Source organism: Streptomyces sp. NPDC086023 (assembly GCF_044540325.1).
Lineage (GTDB): Bacteria > Actinomycetota > Actinomycetes > Streptomycetales > Streptomycetaceae > Streptomyces.
In genome coordinates, this window is record NZ_JBITRX010000010.1 from 111,630 (window position 1) to 130,008 (window position 18,379).

At 70.2% G+C, this 18,379-nt stretch carries 19 protein-coding genes; 15 read left to right on the plus strand and 4 right to left on the minus strand.

All coding sequences use genetic code 11. The annotated features are described in order from the left end of the window. Positions 1-10 precede the first annotated feature (10 nt). The 14 genes from ACIF6F_RS20900 to ACIF6F_RS20965 all read left to right on the plus strand — a co-directional run bounded on the left by ACIF6F_RS20900 (position 11) and on the right by ACIF6F_RS20965 (position 12,775). Positions 11-658 (plus strand): L-threonylcarbamoyladenylate synthase, encoded by a 648-nt coding sequence (locus tag ACIF6F_RS20900; RefSeq protein WP_399948606.1) that lies wholly within the window; start codon positions 11-13, stop codon positions 656-658. Further along, positions 655-1,317, plus strand: coding sequence for a protein-tyrosine-phosphatase (locus ACIF6F_RS20905; RefSeq protein WP_399948609.1), 663 nt, complete (start codon positions 655-657; stop codon positions 1,315-1,317). The genes ACIF6F_RS20900 and ACIF6F_RS20905 overlap by 4 nt, the downstream gene beginning before the upstream one ends. A gap of 111 nt (positions 1,318-1,428) precedes the next feature. Further along, positions 1,429-2,685, plus strand: a complete 1,257-nt coding sequence (glyA, locus tag ACIF6F_RS20910; protein WP_399948611.1) for a serine hydroxymethyltransferase — start codon at positions 1,429-1,431, stop codon at positions 2,683-2,685. A gap of 90 nt (positions 2,686-2,775) precedes the next feature. Then, complete coding sequence (locus ACIF6F_RS20915; protein WP_399948980.1) at positions 2,776-4,119, plus strand: MraY family glycosyltransferase; 1,344 nt, start codon at positions 2,776-2,778, stop codon at positions 4,117-4,119. Between the two features lie 272 nt (positions 4,120-4,391). Beyond that, complete coding sequence (locus ACIF6F_RS20920) at positions 4,392-4,826, plus strand: hypothetical protein (RefSeq protein WP_399948613.1); 435 nt, start codon at positions 4,392-4,394, stop codon at positions 4,824-4,826. 225 nt (positions 4,827-5,051) lie between these two features. Further along, on the plus strand, positions 5,052-5,876 hold the full coding sequence (gene atpB, locus ACIF6F_RS20925) for a F0F1 ATP synthase subunit A (protein WP_399948615.1): 825 nt from the start codon (positions 5,052-5,054) through the stop codon (positions 5,874-5,876). A gap of 81 nt (positions 5,877-5,957) precedes the next feature. After that, positions 5,958-6,182 carry an ATP synthase F0 subunit C gene (gene atpE / locus ACIF6F_RS20930; RefSeq protein ID WP_399948617.1) on the plus strand — a complete coding sequence of 75 codons (225 nt, stop codon included), beginning with the start codon at positions 5,958-5,960 and terminating at the stop codon, positions 6,180-6,182. A gap of 41 nt (positions 6,183-6,223) precedes the next feature. Further along, a complete protein-coding gene (locus tag ACIF6F_RS20935) occupies positions 6,224-6,766 on the plus strand; it encodes a F0F1 ATP synthase subunit B (RefSeq protein ID WP_399948619.1) in 543 nt (180 codons plus the stop codon). Then, complete coding sequence (locus tag ACIF6F_RS20940) at positions 6,763-7,578, plus strand: F0F1 ATP synthase subunit delta (RefSeq protein WP_399948621.1); 816 nt, start codon at positions 6,763-6,765, stop codon at positions 7,576-7,578. The genes ACIF6F_RS20935 and ACIF6F_RS20940 overlap by 4 nt, the downstream gene beginning before the upstream one ends. A gap of 129 nt (positions 7,579-7,707) precedes the next feature. Next, entirely contained in the window at positions 7,708-9,306 is a 1,599-nt protein-coding gene (gene atpA / locus ACIF6F_RS20945) for a F0F1 ATP synthase subunit alpha (protein WP_399948623.1), read from the plus strand. A 20-nt stretch (positions 9,307-9,326) separates the two neighbouring features. Continuing rightward, positions 9,327-10,244, plus strand: coding sequence for a F0F1 ATP synthase subunit gamma (locus ACIF6F_RS20950; protein ID WP_399948625.1), 918 nt, complete (start codon positions 9,327-9,329; stop codon positions 10,242-10,244). After that, entirely contained in the window at positions 10,244-11,686 is a 1,443-nt protein-coding gene (gene atpD, locus ACIF6F_RS20955) for a F0F1 ATP synthase subunit beta (protein ID WP_399948627.1), read from the plus strand. Before ACIF6F_RS20950 ends, atpD begins: the two co-directional genes overlap by 1 nt. Positions 11,687-11,818: 132 nt before the next feature. Beyond that, entirely contained in the window at positions 11,819-12,193 is a 375-nt protein-coding gene (locus ACIF6F_RS20960) for a F0F1 ATP synthase subunit epsilon (protein WP_399948629.1), read from the plus strand. Positions 12,194-12,328: 135 nt separating this feature from the next. Next, on the plus strand, positions 12,329-12,775 hold the full coding sequence (locus ACIF6F_RS20965; protein ID WP_399948631.1) for a DUF2550 domain-containing protein: 447 nt from the start codon (positions 12,329-12,331) through the stop codon (positions 12,773-12,775). 138 nt (positions 12,776-12,913) lie between these two features. On the opposite strand, the gene ACIF6F_RS20970 is transcribed toward ACIF6F_RS20965, so the two are convergent. The 3 genes from ACIF6F_RS20970 to ACIF6F_RS20980 all read right to left on the minus strand — a co-directional run bounded on the left by ACIF6F_RS20970 (position 12,914) and on the right by ACIF6F_RS20980 (position 16,780). Then, a complete protein-coding gene (locus ACIF6F_RS20970) occupies positions 12,914-14,722 on the minus strand; it encodes a glycosyl hydrolase family 18 protein (RefSeq protein ID WP_399948982.1) in 1,809 nt (602 codons plus the stop codon). Positions 14,723-14,921: 199 nt separating this feature from the next. Continuing rightward, the gene (locus tag ACIF6F_RS20975) at positions 14,922-15,575 is read right to left on the minus strand and encodes a response regulator (protein ID WP_399948633.1); all 654 of its coding nucleotides are present in this window, start codon (positions 15,573-15,575) and stop codon (positions 14,922-14,924) included. Next, a complete protein-coding gene (locus tag ACIF6F_RS20980; protein WP_399948635.1) occupies positions 15,572-16,780 on the minus strand; it encodes a sensor histidine kinase in 1,209 nt (402 codons plus the stop codon). Before ACIF6F_RS20980 ends, ACIF6F_RS20975 begins: the two co-directional genes overlap by 4 nt. A gap of 150 nt (positions 16,781-16,930) precedes the next feature. Between ACIF6F_RS20980 and ACIF6F_RS20985 the strand changes: the two genes are divergently transcribed. Next, positions 16,931-17,602, plus strand: coding sequence for a hypothetical protein (locus ACIF6F_RS20985; RefSeq protein WP_399948637.1), 672 nt, complete (start codon positions 16,931-16,933; stop codon positions 17,600-17,602). A 192-nt stretch (positions 17,603-17,794) separates the two neighbouring features. Here ACIF6F_RS20985 and ACIF6F_RS20990 read toward each other — a convergent pair whose 3' ends face one another. Next, positions 17,795-18,367, minus strand: coding sequence for a cob(I)yrinic acid a,c-diamide adenosyltransferase (locus tag ACIF6F_RS20990; protein ID WP_399948639.1), 573 nt, complete (start codon positions 18,365-18,367; stop codon positions 17,795-17,797). Positions 18,368-18,379: the final 12 nt, after the last annotated feature.

The following is an 18,379-nucleotide window of genomic DNA, read 5'->3' on the forward strand; positions in this document are numbered from 1 at the left end:
AGGCCCGCTGATGGCCCGGCGATACGACTGCAACGACGCGACGGACCGCAAGACGGGCCTGCGCGAAGCCGCGTCCGCCGTGCGCCGCGGCGAGCTGGTGGTGCTTCCCACGGACACCCTGTACGGCATCGGCGCCGACGCCTTCAGCTCCGATGCCGTCGCCGACCTGCTGCGCGCCAAGGGCCGGGGCCGCAACATGCCCACCCCCGTGCTGATCGGCTCCCCGAACACCCTCCACGGCCTCGTCACGGACTTCTCCGAGCAGGCCTGGGAACTGGTCGACGCCTTCTGGCCGGGCGCACTGACGCTCGTCGCGCGCCACCAGCCCTCCCTCCAGTGGGACCTCGGCGAGACCGGCGGCACCGTGGCCGTCCGCATGCCGCTGCACCCGGTCGCGATCGAGCTGCTGACCGAGGTCGGCCCGATGGCCGTCTCCTCGGCCAACCTGTCCGGCCACCCGGCGCCGGAGGACTGCGACGCGGCCCGCGAGATGCTCGGCGACTCCGTCTCCGTCTACCTCGACGGCGGCCCCACCCCCGGCATCGAGCCCTCCTCCATCGTCGACGTCACCGGCAAGGTGCCCGTCCTGCTGCGGGAAGGTGCCCTGACGGCGCAGCAGCTGCGGGAGGTCGTACCCGACCTCGAGGTGGCGCCGTGAGCCCTGAGGGCCGTGGCATAGATGGGACCGCCTTCCGCATCCTCCATGTCAGCACCGGCAACGTCTGCCGGTCCCCGATCACCGAGCGGCTGACCCGGCACGCCCTGGTGGAGCGGCTCGGCGAGCCGCTCCCGGGCGCCGACGGCACCCACCGCATCGGAGGCCTGATCGTCGAGAGCGCGGGCACCTGGGGACACGAGGGTGCCCCCATGGAGGCCAACGCCGCCGAGGTGCTCGCCGACTTCGGCGCCGACGCCTCCGGGTTCACCGGGCGCGAGCTGCTGGACGAGCACGTCATCCGGGCGGACCTGGTGCTGACCGCCACCCGGGACCACCGGGCACAGGTCATCTCCATGGGCCACTCGGCGGGCCTGCGCACCTTCACGCTGAAGGAGTTCACCCGCCTGGTGCGGGCCATAGACCCCGCCACGCTGCCGCCCCTGGACGAGGGCACCGACGGCATGGTGGAGCGCGCCAGGGCCCTCGTACGGGCCGCCGCGGCCCTGCGCGGGTGGCTGCTGGCCCCCAGCGCCGAGGCGGACGAGGTGTACGACCCGTACGGCGCACCCATCTCGTTCTTCCGCTCCATCGGCGACGAGATCCAGCAGGCCCTCGATCCGGTGGTCACCGCCCTGACCGGGGTCGGCGCCCGCCACTGAGGCGGTCGGCCGGACGGCACGGCGCGGGGGCAATCCGTCCGTTTCCGGTGCGTTTGGGAGGGGTGCGGCCTAGAGTGGCCGTACTGCACCCCCACGCGCCGGAGCCGCGCCATGACCGTCACACAGGTTCACCGCCCCTGGGCAGCCGACTTCGACGCCCTGCGCCGGCAGGATCCCGAGCTGGCCGACGTCCTGCTGGGGGAGACCCGCCGGCAGGCGCGCGGGCTCCAGCTGATCGCCGCCGAGAACTTCAACTCCCCGGCGGTACTGGCCGCCCTGGGCTCCCCGCTGGCGAACAAGTACGCCGAGGGCTACCCGGGCAAGCGCCACCACGGCGGGTGCGAGTACGTCGACGTGGCCGAGCGCATCGCCTGCGACCGGGCCACCGCCCTGTTCGGCGCCGAGCACGCGAACGTCCAGCCGCACTCCGGGTCGGCGGCCGTGCTGGCCGTGTACGCCGCGCTGCTGCGGCCGGGGGACACCGTGCTGGCGATGGGGCTCCCGTTCGGCGGACACCTCACCCACGGCTCGCCCGCGAACTTCTCCGGCCGCTGGTTCTCCTTCGTCCCGTACGGCGTCGACGCCGAGACCGGGCTGATCGACTACGAGCAGGTGTGGCAGCTGGCCGACAAGCACCGCCCCAAGGCCATCGTGGTCGGCTCGATCTCCTACCCGCGGTATCCGGACTACCTCGCCTTCCGCGAGATCGCCGACGAGGTGGGCGCGTACCTGGTCGCCGACGCCGCGCATCCGATCGGCCTGGTGGCCGGGGGAGCGGCCCCCAGCCCCGTTCCGTACGCCGATGTCGTCTGCGCCACCACGCACAAGGTGCTGCGCGGCCCCCGCGGCGGCATGATCCTGTGCGGCGCGGACCTGGCGGAGCGCGTCGACCGCGCGGTGTTCCCCTTCACGCAGGGCGGCGCGCAGATGCACACGATCGCGGCCAAGGCGGTGGCGTTCGGGGAGGCCGAGGCGCCCGCGTTCACCACGTACGCCCATCAGGTGGTCACCAATGCGAGGGTTCTCGCGGCGGCCCTGGAGCGGGAGGGCCTGTCGGTCGTCACCGGCGGCACCGACACCCACCTGATCACCGCGGATCCCGCGCCGCTGGGCGTGGACGGGCCGACCGCCCGGGGCCGGCTGGCCGCCGCGGGGATGGTCCTCGACACCTGCGCCCTGCCGTACGGGAACCAGCGGGGCCTCCGGCTCGGCACGGCAGCGGTCACCACACAGGGGATGGAGGAGGGTGAGATGGAGCGGATCGCGGGCCTCTTCGGCGCGGCCGTACGGGGCGAGAGCACGGGCCCCGAGGAGGCCGCGGAGCTGGCCGGGGCCTTCCCCCCGTATCCCGCCCCGGAGGGGCACTGAGCCGTCCGCAACCGGGCAGGGGTGAACGTGTGTCCTCACCTCAGGGGGCATCGCAGCTAATGTGTGGGGCTGAGATGGCCGGCGATACATCTGGGGCAGCCCGTGCGTGAATACCTGCTGACGCTGTGCGTCACGGTCGCGGTGACCTACCTGCTGACCGGGCCCGTGCGGAAGTTCGCGATCGCGGCCGGGGCGATGCCGGAGATCCGGGCGCGTGACGTGCACCGCGAACCGACTCCGCGCCTCGGCGGCATCGCCATGTTCGGCGGGCTGTGCGCGGGTCTGCTGGTGGCGGACCACCTGGAGAACCTCAACGGCGTCTTCGAGCTGTCGAACGAGCCACGGGCGCTGCTCTCCGGGGCGGCGCTGATCTGGCTGGTGGGCGTCCTCGACGACAAGTTCGAGATCGACGCGCTGATCAAGCTCGGCGCGCAGATGATCTCGGCGGGCGTGATGGTCATGCAGGGCCTGACCATCCTGTGGCTGCCCATTCCGTTCGTCGGGACGGTCTCGCTCACCCAGTGGCAGGGCAACCTGCTGACGGTCGCGCTGGTGGTCATCACCATCAACGCGGTGAACTTCGTCGACGGCCTGGACGGCCTCGCGGCCGGCATGGTGTGCATCGCCTCGGCGGCGTTCTTCCTCTACGCGTACCGCATCTGGTTCGGCTACGGCATCGAGGCGGCGGCCCCCGCGACCCTCTTCGCGGCCATCCTGATGGGCATGTGCCTGGGCTTCCTGCCGCACAACATGCACCCGGCCCGGATCTTCATGGGCGACTCCGGGTCGATGCTGATCGGCCTGGTGCTGGCGGCGGCGGCCATCTCCATCACCGGCCAGGTCGACCCCGACGCGATGGCCCTGTGGGCCGGCGGCGAGCGGAACGCGACCCACGCGATGCTGCCCGTCTTCATCCCGCTGGTGCTGCCGCTGACGATCATCGCGATCCCGATGGCGGACCTGATCCTGGCCATCGTGCGGCGGACCTGGAACGGCCAGTCGCCCTTCGCTGCCGACCGCGGGCACCTGCACCACCGGCTGCTGGAAATCGGCCATTCCCACAGCCGCGCGGTGCTGATCATGTACTTCTGGTCGGCACTGATCGCCTTCGGCGCGGTGGCGTACTCGGTGCACTCCGCCTCGATGTGGATCGTGCTGCTGATCGTCGCGCTGAGTGCCGTCGGCCTGGTCCTGCTGCTCCTGCCGCGCTTCACGCCGCGCGCACCGCGCTGGGCGGAGAGCCTGGTCCCGCCGCGCTACCGGCACTCCGCGCGGGCGGCCGAGGCGGCCGCGGAGGCGGCCGCGCTGGACGCCACGGGCGAGGAGCCGGTCCGTACGCCGGTCGTCGCCGGCGTCTCGGGCGTCAACGGAGCGACCGCCGTGGGCCCCCGTTCGCGCTTCCCCGACCGGCGGAAGGCCGGTTCGGCGCGCTGACGTAAAGGACATCCGCGCCCTATACCAGACAAACCAAAGGCCTGTCTTGCACAGACGCGCGGATTAACTCTCATGTGTGACAGTCGGCACACCCAGCAGGTAAAGACCTCATCAAATAGTTTGTGATACCGTTCACTAAACCCGGCGACAGAGCCGAAGGACCGTAGTGCGACGGCCCATCGGCCCGAGGCTCGACCTCGGTCCGGGCTTACGCTCGTGCCTGTACGAGACCCCCTGTGCACCACCCCCACCACCACGCGGAGTAACCCGTCATGCGGTCGAATGACGCCCGATCTCTCCTGCACGCCGCCGTACCCACCGCTGTCGCCGGCGCCATCGCCGCAGTCGTCAGCGGCGTGGTCGCCGGCGGCAAGGGTGCGGTCGGCGCCGTCGTCGCCACCCTGGTGGTGATCCTGTTCATGGGTCTCGGGCTGGTCGTACTCCAGCGCACGGCACGTTCGCTGCCGCACCTTTTCCAGGCCATGGGGCTCATGCTCTATGCGGCCCAGATTCTGCTGCTGTTCATCTTCGTCGCCGTGTTCAAGAACACCACGCTGTTCCATCCCAAGGCCTTCGCGATCACGCTGGTGGTCACGACCCTGGTGTGGATCGGCGCGCAGACCCGTGCGCACATGAAGGCCAAGATCCTTTACGTCGAACCCGATTCCGACGCTGACAAGCCCGGAAACTCGGGGTCGAAGCCGTGAAAGGTAGGGCCGGGATAAGTGCGCGTTCGGGATCCTGCTATCGTCCGGTGCCAACTGCGGCACTGCGGGCGCGGGCATCTGAGCTGACGCCTGCTCATTCGCGAGGCTCACTGCCTGACAGCCGCCCCCACATCCGTAACACCAGTCCAGTGCCGAACCGCGGCTGTGCGCCGCGCCGACACAACGAGGTTGCCGTACCTATGCGCCACGCTGAAGGAGCCCGCGGTGAGTGCTGACCTGACGCAGGTGCTCGCTTTCGAGACCGACTGTCACATCTTCGACGGATGTGGCTTCCCCGGCCCGGGCCTGCACTCGTTCCTCTTCGAGCCGCTGTGGGGAAACGCCGACGGTAACGGCGCGTACTTCAACAAGCCGATGCTGCTGGCGCTCCTGGGCTCCGTCATCATCGTGGGCTTCTTCTGGGCCGCCTTCCGCAAGCCGAAGGTCGTCCCCGGCAAGCTGCAGATGGTCGCCGAGGCCGGCTACGACTTCGTCCGCCGCGGAATCGTCTACGAGACGCTGGGCAAGAAGGAGGGCGAGAAGTACGTCCCCTTCATGGTCGCGACGTTCTTCTTCGTCTGGATGCTGAACCTCTGGTCGATCATCCCGGTCGCCCAGTTCCCGGTGACCTCGATCATCGCGTACCCGGCCGTGCTGGCCGCGATCATCTACGTCATCTGGATGTCGGTCACCTTCAAGCGCCACGGCTTCGTCGGCGGCTTCAAGAACCTGACCGGCTACGACAAGTCGCTCGGCGCGATCCTGCCGCTGGTCATGGTCATCGAGTTCTTCTCGAACGTGATCGTCCGCCCGTTCACGCACGCGGTCCGACTCTTCGCCAACATGTTCGCGGGCCACACCCTGCTGCTGCTCTTCACGATCGCCAGCTGGTACCTGCTGAACGGCATCGGCATCGCCTACGCGGGCGTCTCGTTCGTGATGGTCGTCGTGATGACCGCCTTCGAGCTCTTCATCCAGGCCGTCCAGGCGTACGTCTTCGTCCTCCTGGCCTGCAGCTTCATCCAGGGCGCGCTCGCCGAGCACCACTGAGCCAGGCCCGCTCGCTCCCCCAAACCCCAGTCGTCCGGTGGCCAACCCCCACCGGTCCGTGAAAGAGAAGGAAGAACTGGCATGTCCCAGACCCTTGCTGCCGTCGAAGGTTCCCTCAGCTCGATCGGCTACGGCCTGGCGGCGATCGGCCCCGGCGTCGGCGTCGGCATCATCTTCGGCAACGGCACCCAGGCCCTGGCCCGTCAGCCCGAGGCTGCCGGTCTGATCCGCGCCAACCAGATCCTCGGCTTCGCCTTCTGTGAGGCGCTCGCCCTCATCGGTCTGGTCATGCCGTTCGTCTACTAAGACGAACTGCTCACTAGTCCGAATCGACGAAAGGCACTGATGTGAACCTCCTGGTTCTCGCATCCGAGGGTAAGGAAAACCCCCTCATCCCGCCGTGGCCCGAGCTGGTCATCGGCCTGATCGCCTTCGTCATCGTCTTCGGTTTCCTCGCGAAGAAGCTCCTCCCGAACATCAACAAGGTTCTGGACGAGCGTCGCGCGGCCATCGAGGGCGGTATCGAGAAGGCTGAGGCCGCTCAGACCGAGGCCCAGAGCGTGCTGGAGCAGTACAAGGCCCAGCTCGCCGAGGCCCGTCACGAGGCCGCGCGCCTGCGCCAGGAAGCGCTCGAGCAGGGCACTGCGCTCAAGGAAGAGCTGCGCGCAGAGGGCCAGCGGCAGCGTGAGGAGATCATCGCTGCCGGTCACGCCCAGATCGAGGCCGACCGCCGCGCTGCGTCCCAGGCGCTGCGCCAGGACGTCGGCAAGCTGGCCACCGACCTGGCCGGCAAGCTCGTCGGTGAGTCCCTCGAGGACCACGCCCGGCAGAGCCGGACCATCGACCGCTTCCTCGACGAGCTCGAGGAGAAGGCCGAGGCCGCGCGATGAACGGAGCGAGCCGCGAGGCGCTGGCCGCCGCACGTGAGCGTCTCGACGCGCTGACGGACAACACGTCCGTCGACGCGGCGAAGCTCGCCGGTGAGCTGGCCGCCGTCACCGCGCTGCTCGACCGCGAGGTGTCGCTGCGTCGGGTCATCACCGACCCGGCGCAGGCCGGCGAGGCCAAGGCCGAGCTGGCCGGGCGCCTGCTGGGCGGCCAGGTGGGCGGCGAGACCGTCGACCTGGTGTCCGGCATGGTGCGCTCCCGCTGGTCGCAGTCGCGTGACCTGGTGGACGCGCTGGAGGAGCTGGCGGACACCGCCGACCTCACCGCCGCCCAGCAGGGCGACGCGCTCGACAACGTCGAGGACGAGCTGTTCCGGTTCGGCCGGATCGTCGCCTCGAACACCGAGCTGCGCGCCGCGCTGACCGACCGCACGGCCGCCGCCTCCGCCAAGGGCGAGCTGCTCCGCAGCCTGCTCGGCGGCAAGGCGAACGCCGCCACCGAGCGTCTCGTGACGCGTCTGGTGACGGCCCCGCGTGGACGTAGCCTGGAAGCGGGACTCGAGTCCCTCTCCAAGCTCGCCGCGGAGCGCCGTGACCGCATGGTCGCCACCGTGACCACCGCGGTTCCGCTCAGCGACGTGCAGAAGCAGCGCCTCGGTGCGGTCCTGGCCAAGCTGTACGGCCGCCAGATGCACCTGAACCTCGACGTGGACCCCGCGGTCCTCGGCGGGATCTCGGTGCGGGTCGGTGACGAGCTCATCGACGGCAGCATCGCGGAGCGCCTGGCAGAGGCGTCCCGCCGCATGGCCGGCTGACCAAGCCACCAACTCAAGAAGCATTTCCAGCGGCCCGGTTGGGCCGTGCAGAACTTGCAGAAGATTCCTGGGGGTCGCCCCCAGACCCCTAAGAAACTTCGGGCCCAACAAGGAGAGCAGGGAACCCAGATGGCGGAGCTCACGATCCGGCCGGAGGAGATCCGGGACGCGCTGGAGAACTTTGTCCAGTCGTACAAGCCGGACGCGGCCTCGCGCGAGGAGGTCGGAACGGTCAGCGTTGCCGGCGACGGCATCGCGAAGGTGGAGGGCCTGCCCTCCACCATGGCGAACGAGCTGCTGAAGTTCGAGGACGGCACCCTCGGTCTCGCCCTCAACCTCGAGGAGCGCGAGATCGGTGCGATCGTCCTCGGCGAGTTCAGCGGCATCGAGGAGGGCCAGCCGGTGCAGCGCACCGGTGAGGTCCTGTCCGTCGCCGTCGGCGAGGGCTACCTCGGCCGCGTTGTCGACCCGCTCGGCAACCCGATCGACGGTCTCGGCGAGATCGCGACCGACGGCCGCCGCGCCCTCGAGCTGCAGGCCCCGGGCGTCATGGTCCGTAAGTCGGTGCACGAGCCCATGCAGACCGGCTACAAGGCCGTCGACGCCATGGTGCCGATCGGCCGCGGCCAGCGTCAGCTGATCATTGGTGACCGTCAGACCGGCAAGACCGCTCTGGCCGTCGACACGATCATCAACCAGCGCGACAACTGGCGCTCGGGCGACGTGAACAAGCAGGTCCGCTGCATCTACGTCGCCATCGGCCAGAAGGGCTCCACCATCGCGTCCGTGCGCGGCGCCCTGGAGGAGGCCGGCGCGCTCGAGTACACGACGATCGTCGCCGCCCCGGCGTCCGACCCGGCCGGCTTCAAGTACCTGGCGCCCTACACCGGCTCCGCCATCGGCCAGCACTGGATGTACCAGGGCAAGCACGTCCTGATCATCTTCGACGACCTGTCGAAGCAGGCCGACGCCTACCGCGCCGTGTCGCTGCTGCTGCGCCGCCCGCCGGGCCGTGAGGCCTACCCGGGTGACGTCTTCTACCTGCACTCGCGTCTGCTGGAGCGCTGCGCCAAGCTCTCCGACGACATGGGTGCCGGCTCGATGACCGGTCTGCCGATCGTCGAGACCAAGGCCAACGACGTCTCGGCGTTCATCCCGACCAACGTCATCTCCATCACCGACGGCCAGTGCTTCCTGGAGTCCGACCTGTTCAACGCCGGTCAGCGCCCGGCCCTGAACGTCGGTATCTCGGTCTCCCGCGTCGGTGGTTCGGCCCAGCACAAGGCCATGAAGCAGGTCTCCGGCCGTCTTCGTGTCGACCTGGCCCAGTACCGCGAGCTGGAGGCGTTCGCCGCCTTCGGTTCCGACCTGGACGCCGCGTCGAAGGCCTCGCTGGAGCGCGGCAAGCGCATGGTCGAGCTGCTGAAGCAGGGCCAGTACCAGCCGATGCCCGTCGAGGAGCAGGTCGTCTCCGTCTGGGCCGGCACCACCGGCAAGATGGACGACGTCCCGGTCGCCGACATCCGTCGCTTCGAGTCCGAGCTGCTGGAGCACCTGCGCCGCGAGCGCAAGGACCTCCTCACCTCGATCCGCGAGGGCGGCAAGATGTCCGACGACACCCTGCAGTCCGTGGCCGACGCCATCGCCGGCTTCAAGAAGCAGTTCGAGACCTCGGACGGCAAGCTCCTGGGCGAGGACGCTCCGGCGGCCGTCAACGTCTCGAAGTGACGACGGAAGGGACCTGACTCATGGGAGCTCAGCTCCGGGTCTACAAGCGTCGCATCCGATCCGTCACCGCGACCAAGAAGATCACCAAGGCGATGGAGATGATCGCCGCCTCGCGCATCGTCAAGGCGCAGCGCCAGGTGGCCGCCTCCACGCCGTACGCGACCGAGCTCACCCGCGCGGTGACCGCGGTGGCGACCGGCTCCAACACCAAGCACCCGCTGACCACCGAGGCTGACGCCCCGGCCCGCGCCGCGATCCTGCTCGTCACGAGCGACCGCGGTCTGGCCGGCGGCTACTCCTCCAACGCCATCAAGGCGGCGGAGCGTCTCACCGAGCGGCTGCGTGGCGAGGGCAAGGAGGTCGACACCTACATCGTCGGCCGCAAGGGTGTGTCCTACTACGGCTTCCGCGAGCGCAAGGTCGCGGACAGCTGGACCGGGTTCACCGACAGCCCCGCCTACGCGAACGCCAAGGCGGTCGCGGCGCCCCTGATCGAGGCCGTCTCCAAGGAGACGTCCGAGGGCGGGGTCGACGAGCTGCACATCGTCTACACGGAGTTCGTGTCGATGATGACGCAGAACCCGGTGGACGACCGGATGCTGCCGCTCAGCCTCGACAAGGCTGTGGAGGAGGCGGGGACGAAGGGCGAGATCCTTCCCCTGTTCGACTTCGAGCCGTCGGCGGAGGACGTCCTCGACGCCCTGCTGCCGCGCTACGTCGAGAGCCGCATCTACAACGCACTGCTGCAGGCCGCTGCTTCCGAGCACGCTGCCCGCCGCCGCGCGATGAAGTCGGCGACCGACAATGCCGGTGAGCTCATCAAGAGCCTCTCCCGGCTTGCCAACGCGGCCCGCCAGGCCGAAATCACCCAGGAAATCAGCGAGATCGTCGGTGGCGCCAGCGCCCTGGCCGACGCGACCGCGGGGAGTGACAAGTAATGACGACCTCTGTTGAGACGGCCGCCGCCACGGGCCGCGTCGCCCGGGTCATCGGCCCGGTCGTCGACGTGGAGTTCCCCGTCGACGCGATGCCCGACATCTACAACGCGCTGACCGTGCAGGTCGCCGACCCGGCCGAGGACGGCGCGCTGAAGACGCTGACCCTCGAGGTCGCGCAGCACCTCGGTGACGGCATGGTCCGCACCATCTCCATGCAGCCCACCGACGGTCTGGTCCGCCAGGCCCCGGTGACCGACACGGGCGCGGGCATCACCGTCCCGGTCGGCGACTTCACCAAGGGCAAGGTCTTCAACACCCTGGGTGAGGTGCTCAACTACCCGGAGGCCAACTCCGAGGTGACCGAGCGCTGGGCGATCCACCGCAAGGCCCCGAACTTCGACGAGCTCGAGTCCAAGACCGAGATGTTCGAGACGGGCGTCAAGGTCATCGACCTCCTCACCCCGTACGTCAAGGGTGGAAAGATCGGTCTGTTCGGTGGTGCCGGTGTCGGCAAGACCGTTCTGATCCAGGAGATGATCTACCGCGTCGCCAACAACCACGACGGTGTGTCGGTGTTCGCGGGCGTCGGTGAGCGTACCCGTGAGGGCAACGACCTCATCGAGGAGATGACGGACTCCGGCGTCATCGACAAGACCGCGCTGGTCTTCGGCCAGATGGACGAGCCCCCGGGCACCCGTCTGCGCGTCGCCCTGGCCGGTCTGACCATGGCGGAGTACTTCCGCGATGTTCAGAAGCAGGACGTGCTCTTCTTCATCGACAACATCTTCCGTTACACCCAGGCCGGTTCCGAGGTGTCGACCCTTCTGGGCCGCATGCCGTCCGCCGTGGGTTACCAGCCGAACCTGGCTGACGAGATGGGTCTGCTGCAGGAGCGCATCACCTCGACGCGTGGTCACTCGATCACCTCGATGCAGGCGATCTACGTCCCCGCGGACGACCTGACCGACCCTGCGCCGGCCACCACCTTCGCCCACCTCGACGCGACGACGGTTCTCTCCCGTCCGATCTCCGAGAAGGGCATCTACCCGGCCGTGGACCCGCTGGACTCCACGTCCCGGATCCTGGACCCGCGCTACATCGCGCAGGACCACTACAACGCCGCGATGCGCGTCAAGGGAATCCTGCAGAAGTACAAGGACCTCCAGGACATCATCGCGATCCTCGGTATCGACGAGCTGGGCGAGGAGGACAAGCTCGTTGTCCACCGTGCCCGTCGCGTCGAGCGCTTCCTGTCGCAGAACACGCACGTCGCCAAGCAGTTCACCGGCGTCGACGGTTCGGACGTCCCGCTCGACGAGTCGATCGCCGCGTTCAACGCGATCTGCGACGGTGAGTACGACCACTTCCCCGAGCAGGCGTTCTTCATGTGCGGTGGCCTTGAGGACCTGAAGGCCAACGCCAAGGAGCTGGGCGTCTCCTGAAGCCGGGCTCTTCACTGAGCACAGCTGCTGCCTGACGGAGGGGGACGGGCGCGTCCCGTCCCCCTCCCCACGCCCATTAGAATTTGACCCAACACCCGGCCGACCCGCCGGGTGGAGACCCGAGGAGCCACCTTGGCTGCTGAGCTGCACGTCGAGCTGGTCGCCGCGGACCGCAGTGTCTGGTCCGGCGAGGCCACTCTCGTTGTCGCGCGCACCACGTCCGGCGACATCGGCGTCATGCCCGGTCACCAGCCGCTGCTCGGTGTGCTGGAGTCGGGCCCGGTGACCATCCGTACCAGCGAGGGTGGAACCGTCGTCGCCGCGGTGCACGGCGGATTCATCTCCTTCGCGGACAACAAGCTCTCCCTGCTCGCCGAGATCGCCGAGCTCGCGGACGAGATCGATGTCCAGCGTGCGGAGCGGGCACTGGAGCGCGCCAAGACGGAGGCCGACGCGGCCGCCGAGCGGCGTGCCGATGTCCGGCTGCGCGCGGTCGCGGGACACTGAGTCCCGCACCGACAGAGCTTTACCCCTCAGCCGCGGCCCGACCGGAATTTTCCGGAGCGGGTCGCGGCTGAGGCGATGCAGGTGCGTTGTGCTGTATTCGTTGCTTCACGTGGATGAGCGAGGAGGTTGGTGAACATGCTCCTCGCTCTGCTTGTGAGCGGCCTGGTAGTCGCCCTGGTGGTGATCGGGCTCTTCGTCTTCGGCCTGCGCCGCCGCCTCATCCAGCGTTCCGGCGGCACCTTCGACTGCAGCCTGCGCTGGGACGTGCCCGAGGAGGGCGACGCGTCCGGCAAGGGCTGGGTGTACGGCGTCGCGCGCTACAGCGGTGACCGCGTGGAATGGTTCCGCGTCTTCTCGTACTCGCCCCGGCCGCGCCGGCTGCTGGAGCGGGCCTCCATCGAGGTGCTGGCCCGCCGCGCCCCGGAGGGCGAGGAGGAGCTGGCGCTGCTGTCCGACGCCGTCGTGCTCGGCTGTCTCCACCAGAAGACGCGCCTTGAGCTGGCGATGAGCGAGGACGCGCTGACGGGCTTCCTGGCCTGGCTGGAGGCCGCACCGCCCGGACAACGGGTGAACGTCGCCTGAATTCCCCGCCCGCCTCCGGACGGAGTCCGGGGGAGGGCGAACGTGGCCTGAGGCCGCTCCCACGACGTGGAGAAGCCGGGGAGAGGGGGGCGGACCCCTCTCCCCGGCTTCGGTCTGTCCGGGACCCTGCGCGTGGGGTTACTGGAGCCCGGTGTGGATTGCGTTGGCGAGCTCGCCGTTGGCGGTGTCGCCGCTGAACTCCCAGAAGAAGGCGCCCTTGAGGCCCTGCTGCTTCGCCCAGGTCATCTTCCCGGCGATGGTGGACGGGGTGTCGTAGCTCCACCAGTTGCTGCCGCACTTGGCGTAGGCGGTGCCGGCCACCGTGCCGGTGACCGGGCAGCTGCCCTTGAGGACCTTGTAGTCCTCGATGCCCTGCTCGTACGTGCCGGGGGCCGGGCCGGTGGCCGTGCCGCCGGGGGCGGCCTGCGTGACGCCGGTCCAGCCGCGGCCGTAGAAGCCGATTCCGAGGTTGAGCTTGGAGCCGGGGACGCCCTTGCCCTTGAGCTTGGTGATGGCGGCCTCGGAGTTGAAGCCCTCCTGGGGGATGCCGGCGTACGCGGTGAGCGGGGAGTGCGGCGCGGTCGGGCCCTGGGCGGCCCAGGCGCCGAAGAAGTCGTACGTCATCACGTTGTAGAAGTCGACGTACTGGGCGGCGCCCGCGTAGTCGGCCTTGTCGATCTTGCCGCCGTTGGAGGCGTCGGCGGTGATGGCGGCGGTGACCAGGTTGTTCGAGCCGAACCTGGCCCGTACGGCCTGCATCAGGTTCTTGAACGCGGCGGGACCGGAGGTGTCGCAGGACAGGCCGCAGGCGTTCGGGTACTCCCAGTCCAGGTCGATGCCGTCGAAGACGTCCGCCCAGCGGGGGTCCTCGACCAGGGCGTAGCAGGAGTCCGCGAAGGCCGCGGGGCTGGCGGCGGCCTGGCCGAAGCCGCCGGACCAGGTCCAGCCGCCGAAGGACCACAGGACCTTGATGTTCGGGTACTGCTTCTTCAGCTTGCGGAGCTGGTTGAAGCTGCCGCGCAGGGGCTGGTCCCAGGTGTCGGCGACGCCGTCGACGCTCTGGTCGGCGGTGTAGGCCTTCTCGTAGTCGGCGTACGAGTCACCGACGGTGCACCGGCCGCCCTGGACGTTGCCGAAGGCGAAGTTGATGTGGGTGATCTTGGCCGCCGTACCGGAGGTGACCAGGTTCTTCACGTGGTAGTTGCGCTGGTAGACGCCCCAGTCGGTGAAGTAGCCCAGCTTGACCTTGCCGCCGGGGTCGGGCGGGTTCGTGCCGCCGGGGGTGGTGACGGACAGCTCGCCGGAGGAGGGGCCGGTCTGGTCGGCGGTGTCGCGCGCGGTGACGCTGTAGGTGTAGGTGGTGCCCTTGGTCAGCCCGGTGTCGGGGTGGCTCGTTCCGGTGACCGTCGCGATCTTCGAGCCGTTGCGGTAGACGTCGTAGTTCTTGACGCCCTTGTCGTCCGTGGCGGCGGCCCAGGAGAGGGTGAGCGAGGTCTCCTGGACGTTGCTCGCGGTGGGGGTGCCGGGGGCCGAGGGCGGGGTGTCGCCGGGCTGGCTGCCGTCGCAGGAGGCGCCGTTGACCTTGCAGCCGCTCGGGGCGCCGCTGCCGGTGCCGTTGAAGCCGAAGCTGATGCTGGCGCCGGGGGAGAGGGTGCCGTTCCAGCCGACGTTCTTGCCGGTCCAGTGGTTGCCGGAGCTGGTGACGGTGGCGTCCCAGGCGGAGGTGACGCGGGTGCCCGTGGGGTAGTCCCACTCCACGGTCCAGCTGGTGATGGTGGTGGTGCCGGTGTTCTTGACCGTCCACTTGCCCTCGAAGCCGGTGCCCCAGTCCGAGACCTTCTGGTACGTCGCGGTCGCCGAGGTGGCGGCCTGTGCGGGGGAGGCGAGGCCGACGAGGCCGGCGAGGGGGAGGGCGAACGCGGCGACCGTGGCCGCGATTCTCGACATCAGGCGCTTGCGTGGGGGTGCTGTGCTCAAGGGTGCTCCTCCGTAGGTCCGTCGGGGCCGGGGCACGGCATCGACATGGGGGTGGGACCTGCGCCGCCCGTGAGCACGCCTTGTCATGACACGCTCACCACAGTTGCGGCGAGCGTAGAAAGGTCTGGACCAAGCGTCAAGAGGTCCAGACCTTCGTGCGAGCGGTGCTCTAGAGGCCCCGCTCCTGGGCCAGCACGGCGGCCTGCACCCGGCTGCGCAGCCCGAGCTTCCCGAGCAGTCGGCTGACGTGCGTCTTCACCGTGGCCTCCGCCATGTCCAGGCGTACGGCGATCTCCGCGTTGGACAACCCCTCGCCCAGGCAGCCCAGCACCTCGCGCTCCCGGCGGGTGAGCGTGTCCAGGCCGTCCGGCTCGGGGCCGGTCACACTGCGTACGGGCGCGGCCGGCGAGGCGAACTCGGCGATGAGGCGGCGGGTGACGGCCGGTGAGATCAGCCCCTCGCCGCGCGCGACGGTCCGCACCGCCTCGATCAGCTCGGCCGCTTCCGCGTTCTTGAGCAGGAAGCCCGCGGCTCCGGCGCGCAGGGCCCCGAACACGTACTCGTCGAGGTCGAAGGTGGTCAGCACGAGGACGTCGGCCAGGCCCTCGGACACGACCTGGCGGGTGGCCGACACCCCGTCCAGCTTCGGCATCTGCACGTCCATGAGGACCAGGTCGGGCCGCAGGTCGCGGGCCAGCCGGACGGCCTCCTCCCCGTCGGCGGCCTCGCCGGCCACCTCGATGTCGCCCGCGCTGCGCAGGATCAGCACCAGCCCCGCCCGCACGGCGGACTGGTCCTCCGCCACCAGGACCCGGATCGTCATGCGCGTACCGCCTTCTCGTCGGCGGGCAGCAGTGCCCGCACCCGCCATCGGAGGCCTTCCCGGCCCGCCGTCCCGTCCGTCTCCGCGCCCGCGGAGAACTCCCCGCCGAGCAGGGCGACCCGCTCCCGCATGCCGACCAGGCCCGCTCCCGAGCCCGGTGCTCTCGGACCGGAGCACTGCTCACCGTACGGACTGTCGATCTCGACCGTGAGCACCCCTCCGTCCAGTGACAGCCGCACGCACACCCGGCCCGGGGCGGCGTGCTTCACCGCATTGGTCAGGGACTCCTGGACGATCCGGTACGCGGCCAGCCCGACCGGGGCGGGCAGCCGCGGCCCCTCCTCCGGCCGCACGTCCTCCAGTACGACCTCCAGCCCGCTCGCCGCGCCGTTCACCCGCGCCTGCTCCACCAGCGCCCCCAGGCCGTCCAGCGTCGGGGCCGCCACCGGGGCCGCCTCCCCCGTGTCCGCCCGCAGCAGCCCGATCAGCCGCCGCATCTCGGCCAGCCCCTGCACGCTGTTCTCCCGGATCACGGTCAGCGCCTCGCGGCTGGTGTCCGCCGAGCCGATCGACAGGGCGGCGGTGGAGTGGATCGCGATGGCCGACAGGTGGTTGGCCACCATGTCGTGCAGCTCCCTGGCCATCCGGGCGCGCTCCGCCGTGACGGCCTGCACCCGGTCCATCTCCGCCAGCAGCGCCGTCTGCTCGGCCCGCAGCCGGGCCGTCTCGGCGGCCTCCCGGTGGTTGCGCACCGCGGCTCCGGTGACCGCCGGGCCGAAGCAGACGATGCCGACGAGCACGCCCGCCATCAGCGCCTCGGCGTCGCGCCACCAGAGCACGGCGGCCACGGTGGCCGCGATCGTGAGCGCTCCCGTGACGAACGGCAGGCGCCGGGCCATCGCCGGCTTGCCGTACACCACGGCCGCGTACATCAGGTCGGTGAACATCACGATGGTGACCAGGCTGCCCACCGTGAACTCGTTCGCGACGACGGCGACCGTGCCGGCGACCAGGGCCGGCCGCGGCGCGGTCCGCCGCAGCAGCTCCAGGCCCGCGGTCACCACCAGGGGGACCAGCACCGCCCACCCGGGCAGCAGGTCGCGGCGCGCGTTGACGTGCAGGTCCAGGCCGTACAGGCCGAGGCCGCACAGCAGCCCGGCGACGGCGATCACGACGTCGTGACGGTGGGGGCGCGGGATTCTCACCCCGCCATCCAACAGGGTCCGGGGCCCGCCGTCCTCGGCGCCATGGCGGAGTCCGAGTACATCGAAGGATGCAGTCGGGATTCACCTGCTGCGACGACGATTCGGCCCGGAACGTGCCGCAGATTGGAAGGGAGTTGAGAGGGGACAACCGTGATCGTCACGCTGATCGTCGTCTGCGAGGTCGCATTCTGGCTGCTGCTGGCCGGCGGGCTCGCCCTGCGCTACCTCGCGAAGATGCCGAGGGCGGGGGCCGCCGTACTGCTGTGTGAGCCGGTGCTGGAGCTGGTGCTGCTGGCGGCCACCGCCGTCGACCTGAAGAACGGCGCCGAGCCCGACTGGAAGCACGGGCTGGCGGCCGTCTACATCGGCTACACGGTCGGCCTGGGCCGCGCCACCATCCGCTGGGTCGACGCCCGCGTCGCCCACCGCTTCGCCGGCGGCCCGAAGCCGCCGAAGCCCCCGGCCGGCGGCCGCGAGCGCGCCGCGCACGAGTGGCGGGCGGCGGGCCGCTGGATCCTGGCCGCGGGCGTCGCGATCGCCCTGCTCCAGGCCGCCGTCTGGTACGTCGGCGGGGACGCGGCGACCGGGACGCTGCGCATGTGGCAGCAGAAGATGCTCTGGGTGATCGGCATCAACCTGGTGATCGCCCTCTCGTACACCCTCTTCCCCAAGGAGTCGGCGGAGCCGAAGACGGTGGCGTCCGACGGGACCGCGGCCGGGGCGGGGCGGGCCGACGCCGGGCCGGCCGACGCCGGGCCGGCCGACGCCGGGCGGGCCGACGCGGTGCAGGCCGACGCGGCCGGGCCCCGGGCGCAGCACTAGCCGGCGCCCGCCGCGGCCGGACCCGGGGTGCCTAGTGCTGTGACCGCAAGGGTTCACCGTGTCGCGACGCCCGGCACGGCACCTCGCTGCGTTGTCGGACCACGCAGGTACGTCCAGTACGAGCCGTGGCCCTCCGCCTTGCGATGCACCGCACCGGACGCCGCGACCCGGCAAACCTTTCCGGCCACAGCACTAGCGTTCGCCGCCGGGCACCCACAGCACGTCGCCGACCTCCTTGTTGGCCGTCCTGGCCAGGATGAAGAGCAGGTCGGAGAGGCGGTTCAGGTAGGTGGCGGTGAGCGGGTTCATCGTCTCGCCGTGCACCTCCATCGCGGCCCAGGTGGACCGCTCGGCCCGGCGGACCACCGTGCAGGCCTGGTGCAGCAGGGCGGCGCCGGGGGTGCCGCCGGGGAGGATGAAGCTGCGCAGCTTCTCCAGCTCCTCGTTGAAGCGGTCGCAGTCCGCCTCCAGCTTGTCGACGTAGAACTGCTCGACCCGCAGCGGCGGGTACTCCGGGTCCGGCACGACCGGGGTGGCGAGGTCGGCGCCGACGTCGAAGAGGTCGTTCTGGACGCGGACCAGGACGCCGACCACCTCCTCGGGCAGCTGCCCCAGGGCGATCGCCGTGCCGATGACCGCGTTCGCCTCGTTGGCGTCCGCGTACGCCGAGATCCTCAGGTCCGTCTTGGCGGTGCGGCTCATGTCGCCGAGGGCGGTGGTGCCCTTGTCGCCGGTACGGGTGTAGATGCGCGTCAGATTCACCATGCGGCCAGCGTA